Annotated in this window: 26 protein-coding genes and 2 riboswitches; of the genes, 21 read left to right on the top strand and 5 right to left on the bottom strand. The window is 60.8% G+C overall.

Going from position 1 to position 26,620, the window contains the following annotated elements:
- Window positions 1-61: 61 nt before the first annotated feature.
- From WA070_RS09535 to WA070_RS09515, 5 genes are all read left to right on the top strand, one after another.
- Window positions 62-445, top strand: a complete 384-nt coding sequence (locus tag WA070_RS09535; RefSeq protein WP_422633778.1) for a LexA family protein — start codon at window positions 62-64, stop codon at window positions 443-445.
- Entirely contained in the window at window positions 442-1,713 is a 1,272-nt protein-coding gene (locus tag WA070_RS09530; protein ID WP_169574785.1) for a Y-family DNA polymerase, read from the top strand. Before WA070_RS09535 ends, WA070_RS09530 begins: the two co-directional genes overlap by 4 nt.
- A 123-nt stretch (window positions 1,714-1,836) precedes the next feature.
- Window positions 1,837-2,169 (top strand): polyhydroxyalkanoic acid system family protein, encoded by a 333-nt coding sequence (locus WA070_RS09525; RefSeq protein ID WP_268932739.1) that lies wholly within the window; start codon window positions 1,837-1,839, stop codon window positions 2,167-2,169.
- A 77-nt stretch (window positions 2,170-2,246) separates the two neighbouring features.
- Entirely contained in the window at window positions 2,247-3,053 is an 807-nt protein-coding gene (locus WA070_RS09520) for a S1/P1 nuclease (RefSeq protein WP_169574832.1), read from the top strand.
- Window positions 3,054-3,414: 361 nt separating this feature from the next.
- Window positions 3,415-4,242, top strand: coding sequence for a 23S rRNA (adenine(2030)-N(6))-methyltransferase RlmJ (locus WA070_RS09515; protein WP_169574783.1), 828 nt, complete (start codon window positions 3,415-3,417; stop codon window positions 4,240-4,242).
- A 141-nt stretch (window positions 4,243-4,383) separates the two neighbouring features.
- Here WA070_RS09515 and WA070_RS09510 read toward each other — a convergent pair whose 3' ends face one another.
- On the bottom strand, window positions 4,384-5,385 hold the full coding sequence (locus WA070_RS09510) for a GlxA family transcriptional regulator (RefSeq protein ID WP_422633777.1): 1,002 nt from the start codon (window positions 5,383-5,385) through the stop codon (window positions 4,384-4,386).
- A 124-nt stretch (window positions 5,386-5,509) separates the two neighbouring features.
- Here WA070_RS09510 and WA070_RS09505 point away from each other — a divergent pair, with 124 nt between their 5' ends.
- From WA070_RS09505 to WA070_RS09470, 8 genes are all read left to right on the top strand, one after another.
- Window positions 5,510-6,337, top strand: a complete 828-nt coding sequence (locus WA070_RS09505; protein WP_169574781.1) for an alpha/beta fold hydrolase — start codon at window positions 5,510-5,512, stop codon at window positions 6,335-6,337.
- 30 nt (window positions 6,338-6,367) lie between these two features.
- Window positions 6,368-7,144: an SDR family NAD(P)-dependent oxidoreductase gene (locus WA070_RS09500; protein WP_169574780.1), complete on the top strand. Its 777-nt coding sequence runs from the start codon at window positions 6,368-6,370 to the stop codon at window positions 7,142-7,144.
- Window positions 7,145-7,174: 30 nt separating this feature from the next.
- Window positions 7,175-7,966, top strand: a complete 792-nt coding sequence (locus WA070_RS09495) for an alpha/beta hydrolase (protein WP_169574779.1) — start codon at window positions 7,175-7,177, stop codon at window positions 7,964-7,966.
- 340 nt (window positions 7,967-8,306) lie between these two features.
- A riboswitch (cobalamin riboswitch) is annotated at window positions 8,307-8,501 on the top strand.
- Between the two features lie 102 nt (window positions 8,502-8,603).
- Window positions 8,604-9,215, top strand: a complete 612-nt coding sequence (cobO, locus tag WA070_RS09490; protein ID WP_169574778.1) for a cob(I)yrinic acid a,c-diamide adenosyltransferase — start codon at window positions 8,604-8,606, stop codon at window positions 9,213-9,215.
- Window positions 9,212-10,531 (top strand): cobyrinate a,c-diamide synthase, encoded by a 1,320-nt coding sequence (locus tag WA070_RS09485; protein ID WP_235955181.1) that lies wholly within the window; start codon window positions 9,212-9,214, stop codon window positions 10,529-10,531. The genes cobO and WA070_RS09485 overlap by 4 nt, the downstream gene beginning before the upstream one ends.
- A gap of 14 nt (window positions 10,532-10,545) precedes the next feature.
- Window positions 10,546-10,735: riboswitch (cobalamin riboswitch) on the top strand.
- Window positions 10,736-10,885: 150 nt separating this feature from the next.
- Window positions 10,886-12,841: a TonB-dependent receptor plug domain-containing protein gene (locus WA070_RS09480; protein ID WP_422633776.1), complete on the top strand. Its 1,956-nt coding sequence runs from the start codon at window positions 10,886-10,888 to the stop codon at window positions 12,839-12,841.
- Window positions 12,842-12,888: 47 nt separating this feature from the next.
- Window positions 12,889-13,431, top strand: a complete 543-nt coding sequence (locus WA070_RS09475; RefSeq protein WP_169574776.1) for a hypothetical protein — start codon at window positions 12,889-12,891, stop codon at window positions 13,429-13,431.
- 2 nt (window positions 13,432-13,433) lie between these two features.
- Complete coding sequence (locus WA070_RS09470; protein WP_169574775.1) at window positions 13,434-13,841, top strand: DUF1636 domain-containing protein; 408 nt, start codon at window positions 13,434-13,436, stop codon at window positions 13,839-13,841.
- A gap of 266 nt (window positions 13,842-14,107) precedes the next feature.
- On the opposite strand, the gene WA070_RS09465 is transcribed toward WA070_RS09470, so the two are convergent.
- Window positions 14,108-14,371 (bottom strand): LysR substrate-binding domain-containing protein, encoded by a 264-nt coding sequence (locus WA070_RS09465; RefSeq protein WP_328804703.1) that lies wholly within the window; start codon window positions 14,369-14,371, stop codon window positions 14,108-14,110.
- Window positions 14,372-14,683: 312 nt separating this feature from the next.
- Here WA070_RS09465 and WA070_RS09460 point away from each other — a divergent pair, with 312 nt between their 5' ends.
- From WA070_RS09460 to WA070_RS09425, 8 genes are all read left to right on the top strand, one after another.
- Window positions 14,684-14,950 (top strand): hypothetical protein, encoded by a 267-nt coding sequence (locus tag WA070_RS09460; RefSeq protein ID WP_422633775.1) that lies wholly within the window; start codon window positions 14,684-14,686, stop codon window positions 14,948-14,950.
- 377 nt (window positions 14,951-15,327) lie between these two features.
- Complete coding sequence (locus WA070_RS09455) at window positions 15,328-16,089, top strand: LuxR family transcriptional regulator (protein WP_169574773.1); 762 nt, start codon at window positions 15,328-15,330, stop codon at window positions 16,087-16,089.
- Window positions 16,090-16,223: 134 nt separating this feature from the next.
- Window positions 16,224-16,838 carry an acyl-homoserine-lactone synthase gene (locus tag WA070_RS09450; RefSeq protein WP_169574772.1) on the top strand — a complete coding sequence of 205 codons (615 nt, stop codon included), beginning with the start codon at window positions 16,224-16,226 and terminating at the stop codon, window positions 16,836-16,838.
- An 11-nt stretch (window positions 16,839-16,849) separates the two neighbouring features.
- Window positions 16,850-17,749: a phytanoyl-CoA dioxygenase family protein gene (locus WA070_RS09445; RefSeq protein ID WP_169574771.1), complete on the top strand. Its 900-nt coding sequence runs from the start codon at window positions 16,850-16,852 to the stop codon at window positions 17,747-17,749.
- Between the two features lie 44 nt (window positions 17,750-17,793).
- Entirely contained in the window at window positions 17,794-18,219 is a 426-nt protein-coding gene (locus WA070_RS09440; RefSeq protein ID WP_169574770.1) for a MarR family transcriptional regulator, read from the top strand.
- A 31-nt stretch (window positions 18,220-18,250) separates the two neighbouring features.
- Entirely contained in the window at window positions 18,251-18,475 is a 225-nt protein-coding gene (locus tag WA070_RS09435) for a hypothetical protein (protein WP_206378001.1), read from the top strand.
- Complete coding sequence (locus tag WA070_RS09430) at window positions 18,472-18,909, top strand: TA system VapC family ribonuclease toxin (RefSeq protein WP_169574768.1); 438 nt, start codon at window positions 18,472-18,474, stop codon at window positions 18,907-18,909. The genes WA070_RS09435 and WA070_RS09430 overlap by 4 nt, the downstream gene beginning before the upstream one ends.
- Window positions 18,909-19,829 (top strand): nucleotidyltransferase and HEPN domain-containing protein, encoded by a 921-nt coding sequence (locus WA070_RS09425; protein ID WP_043151692.1) that lies wholly within the window; start codon window positions 18,909-18,911, stop codon window positions 19,827-19,829. Before WA070_RS09430 ends, WA070_RS09425 begins: the two co-directional genes overlap by 1 nt.
- A 192-nt stretch (window positions 19,830-20,021) precedes the next feature.
- On the opposite strand, the gene WA070_RS09420 is transcribed toward WA070_RS09425, so the two are convergent.
- From WA070_RS09420 to WA070_RS09410, 3 genes are read right to left on the bottom strand one after another with little or no spacing between them, the layout of a single operon-like run.
- On the bottom strand, window positions 20,022-22,190 hold the full coding sequence (locus WA070_RS09420) for a DEAD/DEAH box helicase (protein WP_422633774.1): 2,169 nt from the start codon (window positions 22,188-22,190) through the stop codon (window positions 20,022-20,024).
- Window positions 22,187-23,491, bottom strand: a complete 1,305-nt coding sequence (locus WA070_RS09415) for an ATP-binding protein (RefSeq protein ID WP_422633773.1) — start codon at window positions 23,489-23,491, stop codon at window positions 22,187-22,189. Before WA070_RS09415 ends, WA070_RS09420 begins: the two co-directional genes overlap by 4 nt.
- The gene (locus WA070_RS09410) at window positions 23,491-26,577 is read right to left on the bottom strand and encodes a TerB N-terminal domain-containing protein (RefSeq protein ID WP_422633772.1); all 3,087 of its coding nucleotides are present in this window, start codon (window positions 26,575-26,577) and stop codon (window positions 23,491-23,493) included. The genes WA070_RS09415 and WA070_RS09410 overlap by 1 nt, the downstream gene beginning before the upstream one ends.
- Window positions 26,578-26,620: the final 43 nt, after the last annotated feature.

The raw sequence follows: 26,620 nt of genomic DNA, 5'->3' as shown, positions 1-26,620 counted from the left end.
CGGATCGGGTATCTGATTCGTGGCCTATTTGATGTTTGAACCCATACCCATTTGCCTTGCCATGCCCGATCTGCCGCTGCTGCTGGTCAGCCTTCCGGCAGGCTTTCCTTCGCCCGCGCAGGACGACATGGAGGAACCGATCAATCTGGCCGACTGGCTGGTGGAGCATCCGGCTGCAAGCTACATCATGCGCGTCGATGGCTATTCCATGACCGGGGCCGGGATTACCGATGGCGATCTGATCATCGTCAGCAGGGCAAAAAAGCCCATTTCAGGCCATATCGTTGTCGCTATGGTCCATGGCGATCGCACGTTGAAGCGGCTGAAGCGTCGCGACGGGCGCTTCTGGCTTGTTCCGGAAGCCGATGGCTTTCCTGACATCATCGTGGATGAATATGTCGAGATATGGGGCGTGGTCGTCGGACTGGCCCGCAAATACGGATGAGCGCGCCGGTCGCCCTGATTGACTGCAACAATTATTATGTGTCCTGCGAGAGAGCGTTCGATGCCAGCCTAGTTGGTGTCCCGGTCATTATCCTCTCCAACAATGACGGCTGTGCGATTGCCCGTTCGGGTGAAGCCAAGGCTCTGGGCGTCAAAATGGGAGATCCTGTCCATCTCATCCGCGACAAGATCAGGCAGCATGGCATTCGCGTCCTGTCGTCCAACTATGCCCTCTATGGCGATATGCAGCGGCGGGTCGTCGCGGCGATCGAACCATTTGCAAGGGATTTCGAGATTTACTCGATCGACGAGACCTTTGTCGATTTTGCAGGCTTCGAGCATCTGGATCTCGCCGCGCATAGCCGTGCCATGTGCGCGCAGGTCCGGCAGTGGACCACCATACCCACCTGTGTGGGCATCGCTTCGACCAAGACGCTCGCAAAGCTGGCGAATGCGGCGGCGAAGAAAAACCCGACATTTGATGGCGTCGCCGATCTGCGCGACGAAGACTTATGCCGTTGGGTGCTCGACCAGTTCGACGTGGACGATGTATGGGGCGTCGGCAGGGCGACGGCGGCCAAACTTGCAGGCCTGGATATCTGCACTGCCGGGCAGTTGCGCGACATGGCCCTCAAGCAGGCCCGCGCCATCGGCGGTGTCGTGCTGGAACGGCTGGTCGCTGAATTGCGCGGTGTTCCGGCGTGCGCCATCGAAACCGTTGAGCCTCAGCGCAAGGGCATGGCTGTCACCCGATCCTTTGGTACGCCTGTCACCGATATGGACATGCTGATGGGCGCCGTTGCCCAATATGCGATGCGGGCGGGAGAAAAGCTGCGGCAGCACGGCCTAGTAGCAGGACGCCTGACGGTATTTTTCCATACCAATCGGCATAAGCAGGACCAGCCGCAATATTCTGCGACGCGGACGCTCAGCATGCAGCCCATGACCAACGATGGCCTCATGCTTCTTGCCTACGCCCGGCGCGGCATAGAGAGCGCTTGGCGAGAGGGCTATGGCATCACCAAGGCGGGCGTCATGCTGGAAGACCTCATCGACGCTGATAGACGACCGCGAACGCTCTTCGAGGACGATAGCGGACGGCGTGATCGGTTGATGGTCGCCATGGATCAGGTCAATATGCGTTTCGGGACATTCGCGGCCGTTCCAGCCAGTCAGGGGTTCAAGCGCGAATGGGCGGCCAGATCGGACAGCAAGTCGCCCAACTACACCACCCGCATTGCCGAGGTGCCCGCCGTAAAGGCGAGATGAGCGAGGTTTGCTGCTGGGGATCCCTCCTTTTCCCGGTCAAGCACCAGCCCCAGCCCCGGCGTCATGATATTGGCCCACGCGACAGAGCCGGAACCACAGCCTTGTTCCAAGCGTCCATGGACCATGGCAACTCCCACTGTGATCGATATTCCCCACACTCTTGGCCGCGATGAGGCCAAACGGCGCATGGAGAGGGGCGTTGGCAAGCTGGCCTCGCACATCCCGGGCGGTGCCGCCACTGTGACCCATTCGTGGCTCAGCGCCGAGCGTCTTGCATTGACGGTCGCGACCATGGGTGTCGAAGTGCCTTGCACCGTCGATGCAGAAGACAATCGGCTGCGGGTAACGCTCCATCTTCCTGGCATGCTCAGCCTGATGTCAGGGCCGATCGCCGCCATAGTAGAGAAGCAGGGCGAACGGCTGATGCTGGCCGACAAGACCGACAGGACGATTTAAGTTCGCCCGCGGGGAGCGAAATGTCATCCGCAGCAATCCGTCTTTCCCTGAAGAGGAAATATCGCCAAGGAATAGCCATGCGCATATTCTCCCTTCTCGCCATCCCATTCCTTCTATGCACACCCGCACAGGCGTGGGGCCCTGTCGGGCATCGCATAACAGGTGCCATTGCCGATGAAAATCTGAGCGGTGTTGCACGTGCCCATGTCCGGCTTCTGCTTGGTGCCGAGGATCTTGCCGAGGCGGCGACCTGGCCCGATGACATGAAGTCCGACCCTGCCGAATATTGGCAGAAGAAGGCTGGCCCGTGGCACTATGTGACGGTGAGGCAAGGGGACAGCTATCAAAGCAAGGACGCGCCGCCAGAGGGCGATGCCATGAGCGCGCTGGATGGTTTTACGGCGACGTTGCGCAATCCCAAATCGTCGATCGAGGACAAGCGGCTGGCCCTCCGCTTCATTGTGCACATCATCGGCGATCTGCATCAGCCATTACACGCGGGCGGTGGGGATGACCGGGGCGGCAATGATGTCAAAGTGAACTGGTTCGGGCGCGCGACCAACCTTCATTCGGTGTGGGACTCAGCGATGATCGAGCAACGCGCCTTATCCTATTCCGAATATGCGCATTGGCTGTCGCGCTTGATCTCGCCCGAGCAGGTGATCGACTGGAGCGATCCTGCGCCTTCGGTCTGGGTTGGTGAGAGCATCGCGCTACGCAAGACGATCTACCCCGCCGACGCCAGCATATCCTGGGACTATGCCTACAAACATCGATCGGAGATGGACGATCGACTGAAGCGCGGAGGCATAAGGATCGCGGTCTACCTCAATTGGGTGTTCGACCCCGGAACCGGCACCGTTCCGGCCAAGCAAACTAAATGACACACCTCCACACATAGTGTGACTGTATCGATGCATCCAGCCAGCGGCTTTGTCATGTCCGACTTCGCCGGGTCTATGGCCGAGCTTGCTCCTGTCCGGCAGCAGTCAACTAATCCAGGTCATCCTACATTGAGCGGGCGCAAGTCCGTTATGTTGTTCGAACATTTCCATGCGCGCGGAGCCCTGCGTCTTCGCCTCTGGTAGCGATCGCTAACGCGGACTTGAGGCGTCGTGCAGAAGTGTATTGAAGGTTTCCACACGACTTCATACTAGCGCCGGATTGGTTTCTTCAATCGCTTCGCGCTCGGCAACCGTGCCCAGCCTCAAATATAAATGTAGATCGTCAAGCATTCGGGTCGCAATGAATTATCGCCATTCCTTCCATGCCGGCAACAGCGCCGATGTCGTCAAGCACAGCCTGCTGATCGCCCTCGTGCGGGCCTTGCAGCAAAAACAGAGCGCGCTGACCCTGATCGACACCCATGCCGGCTGCGGGCTTTACGACCTTGACGGGGAGGATGCCCAACGCACCGGCGAGTCCACGCAGGGCGTGCAGCGGGCTTTTGTCGACTCGAACGCCTTGCTGAACGACTACCGCGCCGTCCTACAAGCGGTAAATGTCGGGACCGAGGCACATTTCTACCCGGGCTCGCCGCGAATTCTGGCGCAGCTTCTTCGGCCGCAGGATTTCCTGATCCTGAACGAAAAACATCCCGAGGATGTCTATACCCTGCGCGGCATGATGCGCGGCACGACCGCTGCCGTACATGAGCGCGACGCTTACGAGCTTTGGCTGGCGATGGTGCCACCCCGCACCGCGCGCGGCGTGGTGCTGGTCGATCCGCCTTATGAGCAGGCAGACGAACGCGAACGCATCACAGCCACACTTGCCGCCGCACACCGCAAATGGGCGCATGGCGTGACGGTGATCTGGTATCCGCTGAAAGACCGCGCCACGCATTGGCGGTGGAGGGAGCAGTTACGCAAACTCGGCATTCCGAAATTGCTGCGGGTGGAGCATTGGTTATACGATGGCGACCAGCCCGGCTTATACAACGGCGCGGGCCTTTATATCGTCAATCCGCCCTACGCCTTCACGCAGGCGCTGCCGCCTCTGCTGGAAGCCCTGCGCGCCGCGCTGGCGCCGAAAGGGCATAGGGGCGAGATCACGACTGATTGGTTGGGCTAGTGGCCAGCCCTCTCGAGCTTTTCCGAGCCAGTCCGACAATGCGCCGGGCTTCTGAACATAGGTTGGGACGAGACTGTTTTTCAACGTCCTGATCGTCTCATTCGTTAATCGGCCCTTTGTCGGATTTGCTATGTCCAGAAGTCATGCCGCTATCTGAACGTCTGATCCGCTTGAGAAGCGGCTGCGATATTCGCCAGGTGCCAAGCCCAATATGCGATGGAACACGCGGCGAAAGGCGGTTGCATCCTCATAGCCGACTGCCCAGGCAATCTGGTCTACAGACCGCCTGGTAAATTCCAGCAGTTCGCGCGCCTTGCCGACGCGCAGGTTCTGCACATACTCAATCGGCTTCATGCCGGTCGCCGCCTTGAACCGGCGCAAGAAGGTGCGCTCCTCCAGCCCCGCCGTTCCTGCCATATCGCCAACGCTGACCGGCCGCTCCGCACGCCCCTGTAGCCAGTGCTGCACCTTCAATATCGCTTCGTCGCCATGCGTAAGGCGCGGCGCAAAGCTGGAAAAATGGCGCTGTTCCCGGCCAGATGCATCAATCAGCAGGAACTTGCCGGTCTCGATCATCACGGTGGGACCCAGCAACCGATCCACGATCCGCATGCCAAGGTCGGTCCAGGCCATGAGGCCACCCGCCGTGATGATATCCCCATCATCGATCACCATCTTGGCCGTGTCGAGCCTGACGTCGGGAAAGCGATCGCGAAACTGGTCGGCAAACAGCCAGTGGGTTGTGGCGGGTCGGCCCGCCAGCAGGCCCGTGGCCGCGAGCAGGAACGTGCCCCCACAATTTGATGCCAGAACGGTGCCCTGCGCATGGCGGTCCAGCAACCAACGCGCATAGGGCGCTGCCTCGTGCGCGTCGGGCGGGCCCGACAGCCGGCCCGGGCTGATCAGGATCGTCGGCATGCCCGGCTGGTCGGGATGGGTGTCGAACGTCCGAGTGAAAGTGCCGGCCTCGTCGACTGACCAGTGGCTGACGCGCAACGCCTTGCCGCCCCGGTCCAGCGAAAATTGTGATGCGATCACGAATAGATCGGTGACGCCATACACCATGCCGATCTGGCACCCGGGATAAAGGACCAGCCCCACTTCGGCACCCAGGTCAACCGCCGTTCCCGCCCCCACCGCCATGCCTATGCTCCCTTTGTCGGTTTTGACCTGCTTAATGTCGGAACCGCCGCTCCTGGCTGCCGCGCAACGATCCTATTCCTCTGATCACAGGGCGCAACCGCCCCGTTCAACAGGGAGTGCCAACATGAGCAGGATTACGACCAAGGATGGAACCGGGCTCTTTTACAAGGACTGGGGATCGAAGGAGGCCCAGCCGATCCTCTTCTCGCATGGCTGGCCACTGAGCGCCGATGTCTGGGACACGCAGATGGTCTTTTTTGCCGATCAGGGTTTCCGCACGGTCGCCCATGATCGCCGCAGCCATGGTCGTTCGGACCAGGTGTGGGCCAACAACACCATGGATCAATATGCCGACGATTTGGCCGAGCTGATCCAGACGCTGGATCTGCACGACGTGATCCTGGTCGGCCATTCGACCGGCGGCGGGGAAGTGACCCGCTATATCGGCCGTCATGGGACGGCCCGTGTCGCCAAGGTGGCACTGATCGGCGCGGTGCCGCCATTGATGCTCATGACCGAGGCCAATCAGGGCGGTCTGCCGATCGATGCGTTCGATGGCATCCGCGCGGGCACGTTTAACAACCGCAGTCAGTTCTTCAGGGATCTGACGATCCCCTTTTATGGCTATAATCGCGAAGGTGCGGTGATATCCGATGGCATCCGCGATGAATTCTGGCGGCAGGGCATGATGGGCGGCCTCAAGGGACAACTCGACAGCATCCGGGCCTTTTCGGAGAGTGATTTCCATGCCGACTTGGCCAAATTCGATGTGCCAACGCTCGTCCTGCATGGCGACGATGACCAGATCGTGCCGATCGGCGCGTCCGCACTGGAAACGGTCAAAATCGTCAAGGATGCGGTGCTCAAAATCTATCCGGGTGCCGACCACGGCCTGACGCAGACCCATCAGGATCGGTTCAACGCCGATCTGCTCGCCTTCATCCGCAACTGACGCCTCCGTTTCGCACAAAGGATATTCGCCATGAACAATATGTTCCTCATCACCGGCGCTTCCGATGGCATTGGTGCCATCTATGCCGACCGGCTGGCCCGCCGCGGCCACGACCTGATCCTCGTTGCCCGCCGCGCGGACAAGCTGGCGGCCCTGGCGCAGCAGCTGACGTCGCAGACAGGCGTCGCAGTGGAGGTCATCAGCGCGGATCTGTCCAACGCGGACGATCTTGCCCGTATCGAAAACCGACTGCGAACAGACGACCGCATTGTTGGCCTGGTCAACAACGCCGGCATCGCGGGGGAAACCACGCTGGTGGAAGCAGATCCATCCTTCCTGACGGGCATGATCAACCTCAATGTGCTGGCTGTCACCCGCCTGACCGCCGCCATCGCGCCGCGCCTTGTCGGGTTGGGCAGCGGGACGATCATCAACATGACCTCCGTCACGGCGCTGATGCCCGAAGGTTTCACCGCGCTCTATCCAGCAACCAAGGCGTTCGTTCTCGCTTTTACCGAGGCATTGCAGAGCGAACTGGGATCGAAAGGCGTTCGCGTCCAGGCCGTGCTGCCGGGGATAACCCGCACCGCCATCTGGACTCAGGAGCAGCTTGCCAACATCCCGGCCGACATGGTGATGGAAGCCGACGAGATGGTCGACGCCGCTATGAGGGGCCTCGACCTGGGCGAAACGATCACCATTCCAGCCCTACCCGACAGCGCCGATCTTGATGCTTATCTGGCCGCACGCGCGGCGCTGCGGCCCAATCTCTCCCGCAACCATGCCGCCGCCCGCTACCGGGCTTGATGCGGCCCGTCCACAGAAGGGAATCTAGTCATGACCCAATCAAAGACCATTGTCCTCGTGCACGGTGCCTGGCTCAATGCCAGGAGCTGGAACGGCGTCAAGGCCCGCTACGAGGCGCGCGGCTACACCGTGATCGCCCCCGACTGGCCGCTCGACGATCGCGATCCGGCTGACCTGCGCGCGGCCCCTCATCCTGGCCTCCACAAAAGCGGCCAGCGGGAAATCGTCGCGCATTACGAAGCGATCATCCGCGCATTGCCGGAGCAGCCGATCCTGATCGGTCATTCGGTCGGCGGGGTGTTCGTCCAGCATTTGATGGACCGGGGAATGGGCGTTGCGGGCGTCGTGATCCATCCGGCGCCGACACCAGGGGTGCCGCTCTATCCCCATGCAATCGTCTCGGCGCTGCCCGTGTTTCTCGATCCGTTCAGCCGGAACAGGGTCAAGCATATGTCGCGCCGCTTCTTCGCACGTCGTTTCGCCCAGACCGTGCCAGCCGCACAAGCCGATGCGCTCTATGATCGCTATATCATCCCAACGCCCGGGCGGGTCTATTGGGACGGCGTCATCAATCCGATGAAGATCGACTGGCGCAATCCGGCGCGCGCGCCGATGCTGCTGATCGGCGGGGGCAAGGACCTGATCGCCGACGCAGCGATGACGCGCGCCATCTTCGCCAAACAGAAGAAAGCTCCTGCGCTGACCGAGTATCGCATATTCCCAAATCGTTCGCATTGGACATTGCTCGACGAAGGTTGGGAGGAAGTCGCCGACACAGCGCTGGATTGGGCAGAGCGTCATCAACGCGCTGTGACTGGCTGATCGTTACTGCCTGGACGGCAGAACTGCAGTTTGAACAATCTGCTGGATCCAGGCAGCTGCTATTGAAACCGAACCAGATTCGCCACTTAGCGTTTAATTTTTGATCCCGAAATGCCAATTGTCCGCCTATCGCCCCCTTTGTGACAGCCTGCTAAAGTTGCGAGCGTTCACGCTTGGTGTTTCGAACTATTTCCGCAACTTGGAGCGTTAATCGGTCTGGGTGGCAGCCATTCCCTGTCGGACTGCCAAGCTGAGCCAAGAAACGCAGTTGGCAATATCTTTTCCAGCGAAGCCTGTGGCTTTCGGAGCAAGGCGTCTTTAGATGTTGGCCTGAAGGCAATTGCCTTCGACCATGTCGGTGCCCATCGGGCTTAAAGGGGAAGATGGTGAGGCGTGTCGCGCCGATTCCATCGCTGTCCCTGCAACTGTAAGCGGCGAGTCGCCGGGCCATATGCCATTGGGAGCGATCCTGAGAAGGCGGCCTGGTCGGCCCTGACCCGCAAGCCAGGAGACCTGCCGACACGGGTCGCTCTTGCCCCGGCCCAGGGACTGGCCCGGACACGGTTTTTCCGTTCGAGCGGCATGAAAGCCCCCCGCGTGTCCATCTGGACGCGCGCATTCGACGTAAGGATCGCAGATGGACCATCAGGACGATATCAATGCACGCCACAACGCCAAGGCGAGGAAACGCCAGGCGTTCATGCAGGACAAGATTGCACGGAAAACCGAAGAAAAGGGCCTTTTGATCGTCCACACGGGCAAGGGCAAAGGCAAGTCCACCGCCGCGTTCGGCATGGCCTGCCGCGCGCTGGGCCATGGCATGAAGGTCGGCATCGTCCAGTTCATCAAGGGCGGATGGGCGACGGGCGAAAAGGCCGTCTATGCCGCCTTTCCGGGGCAGGTGGATCACAAGGTCATGGGCGAAGGCTTTACCTGGGACACGCAAGATCGCGCCCGCGACATCGAATGGGCGCGCGCGGGATGGGACGAGGTTAGGCGGATGATCGCCGATCCAAGCTATGCCCTCGTAATCGCCGACGAACTCAACATCGTGCTGCGCTACAACTATCTGCCGGTCGAAGAGGTGATCGCGGGCTTGATGGATCGTGACACCATGAAACATGTCATCGTCACGGGCCGCAATGCACCCGATGCCCTGATCGAAGCGGCCGATCTCGTCACGGAAATGGTGCAGATCAAGCATCATTTCCAGACGGGCGTGAAGGCACAGAAAGGTATCGAATTTTGACCGCCGCCGCAGGGCTGTCGCTTGGAGCGGGAATCGTCGTCGCAGCGCCTGCTTCGGGTGCGGGCAAAACCATAATCACCATTGGCCTCCAGCGAGCGCTGCGTGATCGGGGGCTGCGCATCCAGGGCGCGAAATGCGGGCCGGATTATCTCGATCCGGCCTTCCACGAAGTCGCGACCGGACGGCCGTCGATCAACCTGGATGGCTTTGCGATGGACGGACCGCTGCTGCGGGGACTGGCGGCGCAGGCGGCGAGTGAGAGTGATCTCGTCATTGCGGAAGGTGCCATGGGGCTGTTCGACGGCGCGCAGGCAGACGGCCGATCCGGCGCTTCGGCGGATGTCGCACGCTTGCTGGGATGGCCCGTGCTGCTGGTCGTCGATGCCCGCGCTGCGGCCCAGTCGGTCGCTGCCGTGGCGCATGGCTGCGCGACCTTTCCGGGTGCCCCGCCGATCGCGGGGTTCATCGTCAACCGCGTGGCGAGCGTGCGCCACGCCGCCATGGTCGAAGAGGGCTTTGCGCGCGCGGGCCTGCCCCTGCTCGGCATGGTCGGGGCGGAAAAGACCATGGAGATGCCCTCCCGCCATTTGGGCCTGGTGCAAGCCAGAGAGACGGGCGAACTGGACAGTCGCATCGCTTCAATCGCTGATCATGTGGGCAGCCAATGCGATCTGGACGCGATCGTCAAGGCAGCGGCCCCCGCCAAGGACGCGGCATGTCAGCCCGCCACCATTCGCCCACCTGGCCAGCGGATTGCGGTGGCGCGGGACAGCGCCTTCAGCTTCTTCTACCCGCATCTGGCGCAATGGTGGCGCGCGGCGGGCGCTGAACTCTGCTTCTTCTCGCCGCTTGCCGACGAAGCGCCCCCTGCCGACTGCGACGCTTGCTGGTTGCCGGGCGGCTATCCCGAGCTTCATGCCGGGCGGATTGCGACCAACGCGCGCTTCCTGTCGGGGCTGCGCGCGTTCGCTGCCGATCACCCGGTCCATGGAGAGTGTGGCGGCTATATGGTGCTTGGCCGATCGCTGGAAGATGCAGACGGCGTCGTCCATGCCATGGCCGGATTGCTGCCGGTGGAAACGAGCTTTGCCAAACGACGCATGACGCTGGGCTATCGCAAGGCCACCTTGCGTGAAGACACCCGCTTCGCGTCGGCGGGACAGTTGCTGCTCGGCCACGAGTTCCACTATGCGACGATACTGGCGGGCGAGGGCATACCCCTTGCCGACATGGCCGACGCCCAGGGCCATGCGTTGCCACCCGCCGGACATCGCAACGGCGACGTGACCGGCAGTTTCTTCCACTTGATTGCCTGATGCTTCCCGCCTAGAGGTCAGAAATTGCGACAGGTTCCCCGCAAGGGGATCAAAAGGGAACGGGGTTCAAGACCCCGGCTGCCCCTGCAACTGTGAGCGGTGAGCCATCGGCCAGATGCCATTGGAACCTTCAAGGTTCTGAGAAGGCGGCCGAACCGGCGTTGACCCGCAAGCCAGGAGACCTGCCCGTCGCAGTCGTTCTTCGTCCGGACAGGGTGTGCCGGTCGAACGAGGATATCCTCGCGCAACGACAGTTCGACCGTGCGTGTTCGCGCGGCGTGGTGTCGTGCGTTCTGCGCCCGTTCCTGCTCCGCGTCGTGCGCGCCCGGTCTTGTCAAAGACGGGGGAATAGTAATGCGTATAATCTTGCAAACCAGCTTGGCCGTACTGGTCGGCCTTCCTGTAGCCGCCCTGGCCGAGCCCTTGGCGGCAGTCGATGCCGGTAGCGTCATCATCGTGTCGGCGCTGCGCACGCCAACGCCTGTCGATACCGTCGCCTCCAGCCTCACAGTTCTTAACAAGAAGGCGATCGATGCATCGCAGGCACCTGTCGTGTCGGACCTGTTGGTCCGCACGCCAGGCATCAGCTTCACCCGCAATGGCGGCTATGGCACGGCGACATCCATCCGCATCCGCGGTGCCGAGGGCGACCAGACCGTGCTGGTCATCGACGGGGTGAAGCTGGCAGACCCGTCCTCGACCGGTGGCGGCTATAATTTCGCGACACTGATGACCGGCGACATCGACCAGATCGAAATATTGCGCGGGCCGCAGTCGATCCTGTGGGGCAGCCAGGCGATCGGTGGCGTGGTCAACATCGTGACGGCAACGCCCGATCGCGCGCTGGAGGCGTCCGCCGATATCGAAGCCGGATCGCGCGATACCGTCCATGCGCGGGCAGCCGTGGGCGGGCGCAGCGGCCCCGTTCACTGGCGCGTGGCAGGGGGGCGCTTCACAACCGACGGCATCTCCGCGATCAGCCCGCGCTTTGGCGGCAAGGAGCGGGACGGATATACCAACAGCACGCTCAACGGGCGGGTCAGCCTTGCCCTGTCGCCCGACGTGTCGATCGACATGCGGGGCTATTATGCCAAGGGGCGCGCCGACATCGACAGCGCCGGATCGGTCCCGGACAGCCCCGAATATTCGCTGGTCGAGGAGTGGACCGGTTATGCTGGCCTCAATGCCGATCTGTTCGACGGCGCGCTGCACAATCGGCTGGGGTTTAGCCGTAGCGAAACGGTGCGCGACAATATCAATCCGTTGAGATTGATACGGCCGGAAAGTTTCGCCGCAAAGGGGCAAACCGATCGTTACGAATATCAGGGTACGCTTGGCCTCGCTCAAGGCTGGACCATCGTCTTCGGTGCGGAACGCGAAGAACAGACGATGCGCTCTGCCTCTCCCCCCAACAGCCTGGCCAGCTATGCCACCATCCGGGCGTCGGCCGATATCGACAGCCAATATGCCCAGGTCAGGATCGAGCCGGTCGTCGGCCTCACGCTCAATGGCGGGCTTCGCCACGATCATCATTCGGCCTTTGGCGGCAATATGGTGTTTGGCGGCGGCGCGGTCTGGTCGCTGTTTGACGATCGCACGATCCTGCGCGCCAGCTATGGCGAGGGCTTCAAAGCCCCTACCCTTTATCAGTTGCACAGCGAATATGGGAACATTGCGCTGGACCCGGAAAAGTCGCGCGGTTGGGACGTCGGCGTCGAGCAGCATCTTTTCGACCGCAAGCTGATCCTGTCGGCCACCTGGTTCGAGCGGAACACGGACAATCTGATCACCTATAATGGCTGCCCAACGAGCAACCGCCCGCCGCTTTGCCTTGCGCCAGGAACGACCACGCCGCGCGCCGGCTATTATGCCAATATTCAGCGGAGCGAGGCGCATGGTTTGGAGATGGCAGGGCTTGCCCATATCGGCCGCCTGACCGTCGACGGCAATTATAGCTGGATCGTGGCGGAAGACCGGTCGCCGGGCCTGAATTTCAGCAACCAGCTTGCGCGCAGGCCGCGCCACGCCGCCAATGCGACGGCGCGCTATGCCTGGCCGTTCGGCCTCAACACGGCGGTCGCCATGCGATGGTCAGGCGAGACGATCGACACGGCGCGGACCAGTGCCACGGTGACGCCCTTCGTCAACCGCGCTTATACGATCATCGACTTGCGCGCGGAGATGCCGGTGACGCAGACCCTCACCCTGTTCGCGCGGGCCGAAAATCTGTTCGACGACTATTATGAAACCGCGCGTCGCTATGGCCAGCTTGGCCGCAGCATCTACGCCGGGTTCCGGGCGCGGCTGTGATGACCCGCCCCTATCCCCATCCCCGTAAAGCCAAGGAGTGCCTGTACATGCAGCCTATGTCCCCTGCCGCCGCCCGCAATCTGTGGATCGGATCGATGACCTTCGCCAGCATAGCGACGACGCTGGTGCTGGCCTGCGCCACGCCCTTTCCCGCTCTGGCTGCGCTCGCGACGCTCTATGTGCCGCGCACGGCGGGGATCATCCTCATGCTGGCCGCCTGGTCGGCGTCGCAGGCCGTCGGCTATTGCCTGTTGGACTATTCGCTGACGGCGCAGAATGCCGGATGGGCGTTCACCCTGGCGCTGGCCGCTATGGCCGCCTTGCTGGTGGCTGATCACGCGGTCAGCGCCTTGCCGGTCCGGTCCTCCTTTGCGCGGCTCGTCATCGCCTATATCGCTGCCTTCGTCGGGTTCAAGCTGGTCGTTCTGGTCGGTGCCGTGGCGATGAACGCAGGCTATGCAGCGTTCACGCCGGACATCCTGCTGCGGCAATTTGTCCGTTACGCCCTTATCCTGGGTGGCCTCCGCCTGTTCCAGCTTCTGCTGGAAAGCGGCGGGTTGCTGCGGCGCGATCTGCGGGCGGCGGCCTGACCATGTTGCAAGCGGTCAAGGATGGGCCTGCCATCGTCGCCTGCAACAGCTGTCGCTTCTCCCCCGAGGAGCGGCAGGACGCAAATGGCGTGTTCGGCGGAGGGAGGCTGGTGGAGGCACTGCACCAGGTCAAAGCGAGTTCCAACCGCTATGATGGCGTGGACGTCCAGGAGATGCCCTGCCTTTTTGCCTGCAAGGCGCATTGCACCATCCATCTGCGTGCGCCCGGCAAGATCAGCTATGTGCTTGGGCACTTCCTGCCCGACGAGGCGGCGGCGCGGGCTATCCTCGACTATGCCGTGCATTATGCCGAGAGCGAAGATGGGCGGGTAGCCTATGCGCAATGGCCCGACGGGGTGAAGGGCCATTTCATCACGCGCGCGCCGCCCGTTGGCTTTGTGGCGACATAAGCGTCCAGCTGAACGGGATAGCTTAGACTCGCACCGAAGTTCTGCGGGGTGATTTCGGCTGGGCTGAAGGCAAAGCTCTATCCCGTTTAGGTCGTTGGTCGTTGGTCGTTGATTTGTAAGTCCCCGTTCAGGAGAAAAACTGCCTACTCAATTCCGCGATCGAACCATTCCAGCCTGTCAAAGGGGAAGTCCTGATTCCCGCAATCGGGCGTTCTGCTCCGTTCTCGGGACAATGATTTTGTGCTCTCGGTTCGCACCGATCTTGATCAGGACCACGCTCCTTGCCTCCCTTGTTCCCGCATGGCCTCAATGAATACGCGAACCGCAGGCATAGCCGCCCGACCGGGATCGTAGAGCAAGCTTACCGGCATGGGGGTCGGGGCATGATCCGCCAGCACCTCCACTAACTGCCCGTTCGCGATGCGCGGGGCCGATTGGTAGCTCAGCACATTGGCGAATCCCACCCCCGCCTCAGCAGCGGCGATGGTCGCATCGATGCTGTTGACGATCAGGCGGGGGACTATATCCACGATATTGTCGCCCCCCCCCGTACACCCCGGAGATCAAGCACAGTCAGAAGGGCAAGCTGCCGACCTGTAAAGAATGGCGGACCTACCAGATGCCAGATCACTACCTCCTTCTTAGGTCAGCCTTCAAGGTAGACTTTGCGTCCGATTATTTGGAGGATCTGGAAAAGCCGTAATCCCGATCGGGTCAGCGCCTGCCAGATCGCTTCCCCTGAACGAGCAGTATCTGCACCTCAGCGCCGACACCCCCCTTGCAACGCTGTGTAGATTTGGCATTCTCACTTCCGGCGGGCAGATCCATGAGGACCATGGATCATGCTGAGACTAACCGCACGCGAACGTCTGGCCGAGCTTGAGACGAGACAGCGCAAATCGTCCAACGAGATCGACGCTGCGCGCATCTCCGTGCAATTGCGCTATGCTGCTGTTGTCCAGGATCTGTCGGTAGAAACACTGACTGAACGGGAGTTGCGCGAGCTGCGGCAGCTCTCAATCCAACGTGGTGGCGCAGCAGCCATTGCCGCCCTCAAGCCCCCGCTACCACCCAAAATGCCTGGCAAGAAGTCGAAGCCGCCAAGATAGGCGGTCGATCAGTGATGAGAATGCTGACCTAGCATTATCGCGAAGATCACTGCCTAAACCCATCGCCCAAATCGCAGCACCGTGCCTTGTGTATCGGGGCGGGCGGGCCCGTTGAGGCGCGCTTGCCGCCGATAGGATGTTGCGTCCAAGCCACGCCTTCGATGACAAATTTGTGAAAAGAACATTTCGGTTTAAAACCGACTTGGCGCTGACGTCGCCGCTGTTACTCTTCTCCCGTTCCGCTGAGCAAAGTGACCCCGGCTCTCCTCCACGGCCGGGATGGGCAGCAGCCCGGCAGTGAGCGGACCGATGCGCGAGGATCGCGTCGTCAATTTGGACAGTGTCGCCGACAGGCCAACCCATATGAGGAGAAAGTCATGTATATGTCACCGCGTCTCGCAACCTTTGTAGACGACTGCAGAGAAGTTAAGGACGAATTTGCGCTTAAGGCGCTGCTCGGCGAGGCAACGCCCTCGTTGGGTTTCGAGCAATTCGCCCTCGTTGATCATGTGGATCTGATCGGTCCGCCCCACGACACTATGGTGATCACCAGCTACCCTGAAGGCTGGATAGAGCGATCCCTGCTACGCAACTATTATGTCGACGACCCCGTGCATGCAGCCAGCACGAAAACGGTAACGGCCTTCCTGTGGAGCGTCATTCCCGCCATGATCAGGATGACGAAACGACAACGTCACATCCTCGAAGAGGCCAAGCCATTCGGTTTGCGCGAGGGCTTGACCATCCCGGTGCAGGCGGCCGGCGAATATAGGGGAAGCTGTTCGTTCGCAGGACGCGAGACTGTCAGGCCCACCGCCGACCTGTTAGGGGCCGCTCAAGTCATCGGCATGTTCGCGTTTGAAGCGGCGCGCCGTTTGCAGCGTGCGCGATGGGCACCTGGCACGAAAACGCCCGACATTCCCGCGCTCAGCCAGAGGGAGCTTGACTGCATTGCCCTGGTTGGATGCGGTAAGGGCAATGCCGAGATTGGGGGTATCCTCAATATTTCACCGAACACGGTCCGCCAATATATTGAGGATGCCATGCGCAAATATGATGTCTACAAGCGAACCGAGCTGGTCGTCCGCGCCCTGTTCGACGGACAGATTTGCTACCGCGCCCTCAATATCAGAAGGTAGATCTTCCAAAGCCGCACGCTTTGCGTGCGGCACTATCTTCGGTCCCCCACTCCCCGCCATCCCTCTTTTTGGAGGAATTGTTCCCCCGTCCCTGTTGCGCGACGCTGACTTGCCAACCGGACAAGGGAGCCGACATGATGCAAATCATTCGAGGCGGGAGCCTCCAGGAACAAACCGTTCTTCGATCCATGTATGAGGCGCGCAAGCGCGTCTTCATCGATCTGCTCCGCTGGGACATCCCCGTCCTGGCCGGACGCTATGAAATCGATCAGTTCGACGGTCCATCGACCATCTATCTGATTGCCGCCGAGCGCGACGGCACCCATCTGGGATCGATGCGGCTTCTGCCCACCAGCGGCCCCAACCTTCTTGGCGATATCTTCCCTGAACTGTGCGATCAGGCACCGCCCGCGAGTGCCACGATCTGGGAGATATCGCGCTTCTGCCTGTCTCGCGACTTGCGTGCGGCCGAGCGCCGTCAGGTCCGCGATCACCTTGTGACGATGGCGGCCAGCTTCGCGCTAAAGGAAGGCATCGAGAGCTATTGCTGCGTGGCCGACATGCCCTGGTTCAGCCAGATCCTGTCCTTCGGGTGGGAATGCCGTCCGCTTGGCCTTCCAAGGACGCTGGCCTGCGGCATGCTGGGTGCGATGCAGATCATCATCTCGGAAGACACGCCCGCGTTGATGCAAGCCGCCGGCGTCTGGCGCCCTGCGCCCGTTCAATTCGCCGCGGCTGCCGCCGCATAGGAGAAACGACCATGGCACATTTACCCGATACTCCATGTGCAGAGTTTCACGCCGATCTACTGCTCGACCAGGGCTATTGCATCATTCCGCAGGCCATATCCCCATGTGAGGTTACAGCCCTGGCGTGCGACCTCGCCGACGACTTTAGCGCCACCCCGCTTTCGGCGGGGCCATTTTACGGCGACGATACGAAACGCTTTGGCAGTCTGCTCAGGCGGTCAGACCGGACAAGGGATTTCGTCCAGCATCCCATAATCCTCGATATCGTGCAGAAGGTGCTGGGTCCCTGGTGTGATCATGTCTCGCTCAACCTTACGCAAGCGATTGAGCTAATGCCCGGTTCGCGGAAGCAGGTGCCGCATCGCGACCAGGATATGTGGCCATGCAGCCGCCTGGTCGATCCGGCGCTCGGGGTCGAGTTTCTGGTCAATGTGATGTGGCCGTTCACGTCCTACACCCAGGAGAATGGCACAACCCATGTCTGGCCGGGCAGCCATCGGCGCTGCAGTGAGGTGCTGATCGATCCGCACGAATCCATCGTCGCCGAGATGGAACCGGGCGCGGCGCTCCTGTTCCTGGGCTCCACGTTGCATGCCGGCGGGGCCAATCATTCGCTCGCGCCCCGCCGCGGCATGATTATCAGTTATACACTGGGATGGCTCAAGCCTTATGAACTGCAGTGGCTGGCCTACCCGCCCGAAGTCGCGCGCGCATTCGATGCCGATCTGACCGATTTGCTGGGCTACCGCATTCACCGACCTAATCTTGGCAACCACGAGGGACGCTGTCCTTCCCTTCTGTTGCGCGATCCGGGGCGGCAGGTTGGCGCGATCGACATGCTGGCCCCCGAGCAGCATGCTCTGATCGACGCTTTTCGGGCCGGCGAATTGTCGGCGCCGGTCACCGGCTGAACGGAAGCAGGGATAGATATTCGCGTGCATCGACAGGGGATAAAATGCGGCACAACGACGACGATCTGGAAGAGGCCGCAGCGAGGCGGCGGCATAAACGGCTGCAGACGTGCCGGGCACTGATCGAGGAACGTCGTCTGATCGAAAAGAGCCTGGGCACTCACCTGTGCACCAATCCCAACTGGGACATGTTGCTCCATCTGTACCAGGCCGAGCTGGAAGGTTTTGCGGTCTATCAGTCCGCCCTCTGCACGGTCGCCAACATCCCCCATTCAAGCGCGCATCGGTGGACCGCCAATTTGGCCGGGCGGAGGATATTGACGCGCCGTCCCGACCCGCGCGACAAGCGACGGATCACGGTTCGGCTGGCACCGCCTATCAAGGACGCCCTCGACCAAGTCATGGACGGTGCATATGCGGCAGCCGCCACATTCGTCCATCGTTGCGCCATCGATTCAGATGGCATATGATGCGCGATGCTCAATGCGTAAGGATAATGCGATGCGGACGACCCTGGTGATCGATGATGATGTCATGGCGGCGGCGCGTGCGATTGCCAATCATCAGCATAGTTCGATCGGGCGCGTCCTGTCGGATCTCGCCCGCAAGGCGCTCCGTGCGCCCGAAGCGACGCGCACGCGCAACGGGATCAGTCTCTTGCCGGCCAAGCCTGGGGTCGTGGTGACGCAGGATATCGTCAACGCCCTGCGTGATGAGGCGCCATGACCTATCTTCTGGACGTCAATGTTCTCGTTGCACTGATCGACCCCAACCATGTCGGTCATGAAGCAGCGCACCAATGGTTCGAAGCGGAAGGCAGAAAGGCTTGGGCGACTTGTCCTATCACCGAAAACGGCTTGATCCGGATCGTCGGCAATGTCCGCTATCCCGCAACGCCGGGTTCTCCAGCCGAGGTCGCGACGATCATGGCCCAGATGTGTAGGCTTCCTGGTCACAGTTTCTGGCCGGACGATATCAGCCTGCTGACCGCAGACCATGTCGATGCAAGCCAGATCCTGACGTCAGCGCAGGTGACCGACACCTATCTCCTTGCCCTTGCGGTCGCCAACAGAGGCAAGCTCGCGACGTTCGACCGCCGCCTGACGCCAAACGGGGTGGCCGGGGGCAAGGACGCGATCCACCTCATTGGACATCAGTGATGCGTACCGACCTTGACCACCTCCCAGCAGCCAAGCAGCGCGAACTCGAAGAGGTTGTGCGCATCTTGTTCGCCGAGTTTCGGGAGGCAACCGAGAATGCGACCGGCCGCAAGAAGTCGGCCCGCATCCTCAAGATCATCCTGTTCGGTTCCTATGCCCGGGGCGATTGGATCGATGCGCCCTTCGATGCCAATCAGTATAAATCCGACATGGATATCCTGGTCATCGTCAACCAGAAGGAACTGGCCGACGTCGCGGCCTATTGGTCGGTCGCAGAGCAGCGCCTCATCGACGCCTATCTGATCGAGAAGCGCATCAATACGCCAGTGCATTTCATCGTCCACTCACTCCAGCAAGTGAACCAGGGCCTCAGCCATGGCCGGGTCTTCTTCATGGAAATCGCCGAACAGGGCATCGCCCTCTACGAGGCCGACGATCGCGAACTGGCCAAGCCCAAGCCCAAGACGCCGTCGGAAGCAGCAACAGCCGCGCAGGACTATTTCGACGAATATTTTCCTGATGCGATGAGTAATTTTGAGCTGGCCAAAGTGGCAATCGAGCGAGACTTCAAAAAGCAAGCGGCCTTCTTACTCCATCGTACAGCCGAAGCTCTCTATCAGGCTATCCTTTTAACGCTGACATTTTACACCCCGTACGATCACAATATCGCCTTCCTCCGACTACAGGCCGAAGGTAGAAACCCCGCGCTTTTCGATGTTTGGCCTCGGGGCTTACGCAAGGAACGCGCAATGTTTCAGAAGCTGAAGGACGCCTATGTGAAGGCGCGCTATTCTAAGCATTATCAGATCGATCTGGAAGAACTGAACTGGCTGGCTGAGAGGGTAGAGATCCTCGGCCGGATGACACATTCCATATGCACAGCCCATGTCGCGAAACTTCGCGAAAAGGCAGCCCATTGACGCTCTTAGACTGTTATCTGCGCAAAGAATTCTACAGCGGAATGACCAAGGATGGGACATTCGCGACAGTCAGGTTCCGAGCACTGATAATGGGATAACGGACATTCCGGCTTGGAAATACCGATCGCCGCTGCCGCCAACAAAGCCGCCATTCAATCCGCTAGAACACGATCCCTGATAGCGGCCTTTCGTTCACCTCAGGATTGAGCGGGAAAGTTCAGCCAATCCGTCAGGGTCTAACCGCGCTGAAAGCGCATCTTTCTGCAGCAACCCTTCGGTAAGGTGGGGATGGAACTTCTCAAATAGCAGGTTCGGCGAATGGCCGAACAGATCTAAAGGCTTGCCGCTCGCCATTGCTGAAAGCGCCTCGATGAGCGGAGGCGTTTCGTCGTTTCCAAAGACTTCAAGTAAGCCATCGTGTGTCTGAATCGTAAATCCGCTAGCGCGCAGGGCAAGGGCCAGCGTTGTGGTACGAACCGAGCCTGTTTTCGTGGCGAGGACTGCGGCCTTGTCGCCAAGATGCGCAATGCGACCAGGGTCGAAGCACAGGTGGGCGTATTGACATTGAGCTTCCTCAAGTAATTCCAGCGCTGTTGCATCCATGTAAATCGGGCGGTGGCGGCTCTCGAGTATATCGAACATTCTTTCGATCACCCGGTCATGGATATTCCCCGGGTCCCCCCCGAAAAGCGGGGGGACCCCGGCTTTGGCCGGTGAAACCATGATGATGCGGTCTCGGTCGAGGACCTCCAGGATCAGCCAGCGGCGTCCTGAGAAGATGATCAGCATTCCCGGAGTTATCAGATTGTCGATTGGCAAGGTGCCAAGCTCCTTCCCCCCGGATATCAGGCGGTACTCCTCGGGCGTCTGGAAGACCGCATAGAAGCTGTAATGCTCGACCAGCCTCTCGCCCTTTGCGCCGAGGAGCAGCAAGCCATCGTCGGCCTGCTCGATCAGCGCTGTTTCAGGCTGGCCGAGCGCCCGCAGGACATCGAGAAAGAGTTGGGTGTCGACCTGTCGAAACGGTCCCTTCTGGCACAGCATTCCGTAAAGCTGTTGTGCGCGAACGCCGCCGCGCTCCGCGATCACCGACAGAATCTGATGGACAAGCGTCGAGAGGTGCAGCGCGCCGCGCTGTGGCGGCTCGCACCAGCCTTCCAGCAGCAGTTCGATCATCGCAGTGGCCCGCACCAGGCCAAGGCGCAATCGGTCGGAAAAGTTGCTCGTCGGGGTCAGCTTTGCCTCGACGACATATTGCCTGAGAATGGCAGGCTTGCCCGGGCGTCGCCCTGACCGGCCCAGCCTCTGCCGGAGCGAGGCCACGCTGAAAGGGGCGCCGATTTGCCCGACACAGGTCACATCACCGATGTCGATACCGAGTTCAAGCGTCGAAGTGCAGATCGCCGTGGTTGGCGCATTGCCATCCTTCAGCCGCCGTTCCACGAAATCGCGATGGTCGCGGGATAGGCTCGCATGATGGGGGTAGAATTCCTGCGGCAGATGCTCCTTCTCGCACAAGGTCCGCAATCGATCCGAATAGATTTCGACTGTCTGGCGCGCGCCTGCAAACACCAGATTGTCACTGCCCCTGAGATGTCCGAAGAGATGAAGGGAAATGGCGTCGGTTGCCGATGGTGCATCGTCATCCTTGTCCCCGGCCACATAGCCGCGCAACTGGAGTTGCAGCTCCGCCGAACCGCTTGTGGCGATCACGGTCTCGACGTTCTCGGGATTGTCTGGGCGGAGATAGGCCTTTGCCAGTTCCATGTCCCCGAGCGTAGCCGAGAGACCGACACGGCGGATCGGGCGGTTTAGTGACTGCTCGAGGCGCGCGAGCAGCGAGCGCATCTGAATGCCGCGCTCACTGTCGAGCACGGAATGCAGTTCGTCAAGGATCACCGCTCGTGTCGCGCCGAACAGTCGCGGTATCTCCAGTCCTCGGCGAATGAAGAGGGCTTCGAGCGATTCCGGCGTGATCAGCAGTACGCCTCTGGGATGCCTAAGGGCACGGGCTTTGACCGAAGATGGTACGTCGCCGTGCCAGGGGATGACCGGTAGTTCGGTCTCGCGGCAGACATCGTCCAGCCGCCGCGCTTGATCAGTGATGAGCGCCTTCAACGGTGCGACATAGAGAATGTCAAAGCCAGAGAGTTCGGATGGATCATTGAACACTTGAGAAAGCAGCGGAAGAAACGCGGCCTCGGTCTTTCCGCCTGCCGTGCTGGCGGCAACGATGAGGTCAGCGTCACTGTCCATGAGCACGTGCGTTGCGCGTGCTTGGATATCGCGCAGTTCACGCCAGTCCTGCTCGCGAATCCACTTCTGGATCGGTCTGGCAAGCTTGTCGAAGGCGGTGCTCACAGCCGGAAGCTGGCAAGCTCATCCGCCGCTGGAGCCGCGCCGACAGTCTCATCGACATCGCTCATATCGTCACCATCATCCTGGGTGACGTCGAGCGTGCCGATGAGATCGGACCATTCAACACCGGGGTTTTGCTCGAGAACCGCGAGGAGGTTCACAAAGGCGGTAACGGTGTTGCGTGGTGTCCGGAAATAGGCCTCGCCGATCCTGTCCGAGCAATGGACCATAAACGCCTCCAGGGCATCATCCGGCAGACACGCGCCTTCGCTCTGCATAACGGCGCGGATATTGGCTAGCAGCACGAACAGATCTTCAGGCGTCAGGCTCGCAAGGCGAATGACGGGGCCGGAGAGGTCCACGAGACCCTCGCGGGCGAAGCTGTTCTGGGCCAGACGCGATTGCAACGCTTCATAGCTGTAGAGTCCACGGCGGGTGTTCATCAGGAATTCGGGCGTTCCGCCCATGAGGAAACCGAGATTTTCCGCACTACCCTGCAGGACGTCATTCAAAATGCGCAGGATCTGCTCGTAATTGGCGTTGCGTGCCTGCGATGAGGTCAATTTGTAGAGGTTGACCATCTCGTCGAGACCAACGAGCAGCCCCTTATAACCCGCTTCGCAAACAAACGCCGACATCAGCTTCAGCTGGTCGTAGACGCTGGCGTCATCGACGATCGTGCGAACCCCAAGAGCCTTGCGCGCGTCGGTTCTGGTGGCGAATTCCCCGCGCAGCCAGCGGATCGCGGCCGACTTGAGTTCTTCGTCACCTGTTTCTTGCCCTTCCCAATAGCGGCGTATGACCTGCGCGAAGTCGAAGCCTCCGGTCAGTTCCTCAAAATGGGCCAGGCGCTGGCGAATGATGTCTACCGTCGGCTGGTCTTTCGCCTCGGCATCGTGCTGGGCCTGGCTGACGAAACGCTCGACGACATTGGTAAGCGCGCCGCCATCCGGCTTGGTTCTCGTCGCGAGATTCCGCGCCATTTCGGCATACAGGCCCCGCGCCTGGCCGCCTGTGGCATGGATCCTCCGGTCAGGAGCCAGATCGGCAAACATCACGACCAGCCCCTTTTCCAGCGCCACAAGGCGTATGAGATTCATGAAGAAGGTCTTGCCCGACCCATATTCGCCAATGATGAACCGGATCGCGGAACCTCCGTCGGCGATCCGGTCCATATCCTTGACGAGTTCCTCAATCTCACGAGCGCGACCGACCTGAATGTGACGAAGCCCCAGCTTCGGAACCACGCCCGCGCGCAATGCCTGAACGATCGCATCACGCTCGCGCGGCTTCAATTTCGACATCAACTATCCTCCTTCGCCATTTCGGCCCGCAACGCTCCCGCGATATCCGGCGACACGTCATAGCCATCATATTCGTCAAGCAACGCTTCTTCGAACTTCTGGAAGGCCCACTCATTGATAGCTTCCAGAGCGCCGGACGGCAGCAGGCCCTGTTCTCCGGCGATGTCAGCGAAGCCTCGCAGCGTCCAATGGTCGCGCTGGATGAGAAGTGTCACCAGATCCGCATGTTTGCTGTCGAGGCCTGGCAATGCCGTTGGAAGCGCATGTTCGCGCGGCGCCCCGTCGCCCGCATCGTCGTCTGCTGCGAATATCTCGCCCAGGACATTCGAAACGCGCTCGGTATCGCTGCGGATCGCAGCGATGCGCGCCGCATTGAGCGCACCGCCCCTTGATTGAGGTTCGGCAGGAATTCGTTCGCCTGGCGCCTCCGGTTCGGCTGCCCTGACCCGTACCGGTCCATCCGGGGCATCGCCAGCATGAAGATCTGCATATACGAGGCCAGCATCGATCCCCAACGCCTTGTAGATCTTCTCGATGCAAGCGACCTCCTCGGATCGGATGATGCTATCGGCATGGGCAATCACGACAACCGCCGCACGCAGCGTGAGATGGTGCTCGGCATCCACTTCCTTCAATCTGCTGCGCAGCCACGACATGTCAGGAGCAACCTCCAGATACCAAGTCAGATTGGCATGGAGACGCTTTCTCTCGGGATCGCCGATGCCGCTGATCGCTTCGACCTTATCGCGCAATGCTCGGCGTTCCGCTTCGACGATCTTGCTGTCCGAATGTGCAACGAAGGTCGCCAACGCCAGTTCGAACAAGGCCGCACGATAGGCAGGCGAGACTGTTTCGAGTTGCTCGACCGTCTCGCCGAGATCGAACATCACGACCGGTTCGTCGATCCTGGGCGCGCGCAGCGAGAATCTCGGATCGGGCGCCATGCCGAAGCCGATGCGGGCGAGCGCATCGGCCGCGCCGGTTAACTGGCGTTTGCCAAGCTTCTTGGGAGAACTGCCCTCCAGACGAGAAACCACCTCGAGCGCCGGGACGAGACCGCCAGCTGCCACTCGCTCACGCGCCCATTCCCTGAGGCCTTCCAACTCTGCGGAAGGGAACAATCCCCACAATCGGGCAGGAAGCAGCGCCTGTGCCTCAATCGATCCCCTGCCGTCCGCATTGCGCCCAAGGTAGCGGCTGAACTTATCGAGCTCATCCATCGCCTCATCCGCAATCTTCTGCGCTTTCTGGATGGGCGAACGAAGATCGGAGACGTCGGGGACTGCGATGTCTTTGCCTTCGCCCGCTGTGAGATTGACAGAACAACTGAATTCGCTCGACGCGGCGCGGTAGTTCATCGCGAGCTGCTTGCGCGGCGTTCGCACCTTCAGGCCATCGGGATAGAGTGCGTTGAACTTCAATCTGAAGAGCGCCTTGAACTCTTCGCTGCAGCGTTCAGCCGGCGTGCGAAGGCGGCGCTCTGGATGGCACATCAGCCAAAGATGCAGCCATTCCGCATCGAACGCCTTCCCTTCGGCAATCATTCCCCCGAGCGCAAATTTCAGGGAAAAGGGCAGCTCCCAGCTGCGATTGTCGAGGATGGACTGCTTGAGTGCCGGATCATCCAACGACAGCCCGCCCATCGCCATGATGCGGGCAATGTCCAGAAACTCGCCAAGATATCTCTGCACCGAATAGTTCTGGGCAAAGACGGCCTTGAGACGCTCCACCTCGGCAACGATCTCCCGTTTTTCGTCTTCTGGTGGCTGGTCGACCAGAAAGCGGCGCTCCAGGCCGTAGAAGAAGAGGAACATATAGCCGGGATTGACGGTCGCATCGCGGCGGCCACCGGCCAGCCAGTCGAGATAGGTGGCCCGGCACACGGCCGGAATGTTCGAATATCCGGGCCAGTATGACATACCATCGCCATTGCTGTCGGACCCGGATGATGCGACCGATAGGGACGGATCGATATAAGCGCGGCATTTCTCGCCATAGCCATGCGCGTTGATCTTGGGCGACGCGCCCACATAGACCATGCCGTCGATCTCGCGTCCGGCGATGGTCACTAGTTGCCCCTTGCGCAGCCATCCCTGGATTTTGACTGAAGAACTCTGGCGAGTGACCGGACGCTGTTCAGCACGCCTTGCGGGCCTTGGCGGTGTATGGACAGCGGGATCGCTCCCGAAAAGCTTCTGGCGCAGTTCTTCGATCCGTGACGGACGGTGGGCCGCTGGAACAGTTCCTGCGCGCGCGATCGGGCCGTTGATGGAGGGAGCAACCTGCTGCGGCGGGACGGCGCTCTCCTTCGTCGCACGCCTCAGCGACGCGGCCTCGAGGGCTTCCCGCGCTGCCTTGCCGACACGGACAAGTTCGGCATTATCCTGTTGCGGTCGGTACGCAGGCAAGGCTGCGGGCGTGACGGCAGCTTCCGGAGCCGCTTCAACCGGTGATGATCGCGCGGCAATCGCCTGAACGCGGTCGGCGTTCTTCGGATCAAATATCGAGGAATCGTCGCCGAACAGCCGCTGCCGGAGTTCTTGCGTCCTGGATTGGCCGTCAGGCCATCGCGACTGGGACATGGTTATGCTTGCGGTTGGAGCACCGGCTTCTCCGACGCCCGAACCCACAAGCGGAGGATAATTCGCCGCGTCCTCCGGTATCGCTGGACGCACGAAAGGGACAACGCGTTGATTTTCCGAACGTGAGCTTGGCCTCGAATTTTCTGCGTCCCTTTCGTCGAACGCCAACTGGCGCCGGCGTGCGGGATTGGTTCTCGCGGTGGCATTCCTCAAGGCCATCTTCGCGGCTCGGCGCTTTTCATACCAGATTATGAACAAGACCGGCGCGAACAGCATGAAGAGCGCTTCGAGTGCGTCGGAAAGGCTGTCCAGTACTACCGCGGATAATATTGCGCTGGCAATAAAGAAGCCGACGTAGAGTCCGATGATACGGAATATTGTCCAGAGGATCGCCATACTTCGAGACGTGCCATTTAACCGACGGGACGTCACGCGGATTTCGATAGCCAGGTCTAAGAATTGCTGGCGCGATGGCATTGCGAAATTCACGTTACGGGGTGCCATCGCTGTTTAGCTGGCTCTATCAAGTGCCTGATCGGATGAGGCT

The organism is Sphingobium sp., from assembly GCF_049304695.1.
In the GTDB taxonomy this organism is placed as follows: Bacteria; Pseudomonadota; Alphaproteobacteria; order Sphingomonadales; family Sphingomonadaceae; genus Sphingobium.
This window is presented reverse-complemented; position numbering and strand designations above follow the sequence as displayed.

Bases quoted from the DNA above. Each gene is read 5' to 3' on its own strand.
- WA070_RS09500 (WP_169574780.1), top strand. From the start codon at position 6,368: ATGAACAATATGTTCCTCATCACCGGCGCTTCCGATGGCATTGGTGCC.
- WA070_RS09440 (WP_169574770.1), top strand. From the start codon at position 17,794: ATGCGGCACAACGACGACGATCTGGAAGAGGCCGCAGCGAGGCGGCGG.
- WA070_RS09535 (WP_422633778.1), top strand. From the start codon at position 62: ATGCCCGATCTGCCGCTGCTGCTGGTCAGCCTTCCGGCAGGCTTTCCT.
- cobO (WP_169574778.1), top strand. From the start codon at position 8,604: ATGGACCATCAGGACGATATCAATGCACGCCACAACGCCAAGGCGAGG.
- WA070_RS09505 (WP_169574781.1), top strand. From the start codon at position 5,510: ATGAGCAGGATTACGACCAAGGATGGAACCGGGCTCTTTTACAAGGAC.
- WA070_RS09480 (WP_422633776.1), top strand. From the start codon at position 10,886: ATGCGTATAATCTTGCAAACCAGCTTGGCCGTACTGGTCGGCCTTCCT.
- WA070_RS09455 (WP_169574773.1), top strand. From the start codon at position 15,328: ATGTATATGTCACCGCGTCTCGCAACCTTTGTAGACGACTGCAGAGAA.
- WA070_RS09460 (WP_422633775.1), top strand. From the start codon at position 14,684: ATGCTGAGACTAACCGCACGCGAACGTCTGGCCGAGCTTGAGACGAGA.
- WA070_RS09510 (WP_422633777.1), bottom strand. From the start codon at position 5,385: ATGGCGGTGGGGGCGGGAACGGCGGTTGACCTGGGTGCCGAAGTGGGG.
- WA070_RS09430 (WP_169574768.1), top strand. From the start codon at position 18,472: ATGACCTATCTTCTGGACGTCAATGTTCTCGTTGCACTGATCGACCCC.
- WA070_RS09475 (WP_169574776.1), top strand. From the start codon at position 12,889: ATGCAGCCTATGTCCCCTGCCGCCGCCCGCAATCTGTGGATCGGATCG.
- WA070_RS09495 (WP_169574779.1), top strand. From the start codon at position 7,175: ATGACCCAATCAAAGACCATTGTCCTCGTGCACGGTGCCTGGCTCAAT.
- WA070_RS09520 (WP_169574832.1), top strand. From the start codon at position 2,247: ATGCGCATATTCTCCCTTCTCGCCATCCCATTCCTTCTATGCACACCC.
- WA070_RS09435 (WP_206378001.1), top strand. From the start codon at position 18,251: ATGCGGACGACCCTGGTGATCGATGATGATGTCATGGCGGCGGCGCGT.
- WA070_RS09425 (WP_043151692.1), top strand. From the start codon at position 18,909: ATGCGTACCGACCTTGACCACCTCCCAGCAGCCAAGCAGCGCGAACTC.
- WA070_RS09445 (WP_169574771.1), top strand. From the start codon at position 16,850: ATGGCACATTTACCCGATACTCCATGTGCAGAGTTTCACGCCGATCTA.
- WA070_RS09470 (WP_169574775.1), top strand. From the start codon at position 13,434: ATGTTGCAAGCGGTCAAGGATGGGCCTGCCATCGTCGCCTGCAACAGC.
- WA070_RS09415 (WP_422633773.1), bottom strand. From the start codon at position 23,491: ATGTCGAAATTGAAGCCGCGCGAGCGTGATGCGATCGTTCAGGCATTG.
- WA070_RS09525 (WP_268932739.1), top strand. From the start codon at position 1,837: ATGGCAACTCCCACTGTGATCGATATTCCCCACACTCTTGGCCGCGAT.
- WA070_RS09530 (WP_169574785.1), top strand. From the start codon at position 442: ATGAGCGCGCCGGTCGCCCTGATTGACTGCAACAATTATTATGTGTCC.
- WA070_RS09515 (WP_169574783.1), top strand. From the start codon at position 3,415: ATGAATTATCGCCATTCCTTCCATGCCGGCAACAGCGCCGATGTCGTC.
- WA070_RS09450 (WP_169574772.1), top strand. From the start codon at position 16,224: ATGATGCAAATCATTCGAGGCGGGAGCCTCCAGGAACAAACCGTTCTT.
- WA070_RS09410 (WP_422633772.1), bottom strand. From the start codon at position 26,577: ATGGCACCCCGTAACGTGAATTTCGCAATGCCATCGCGCCAGCAATTC.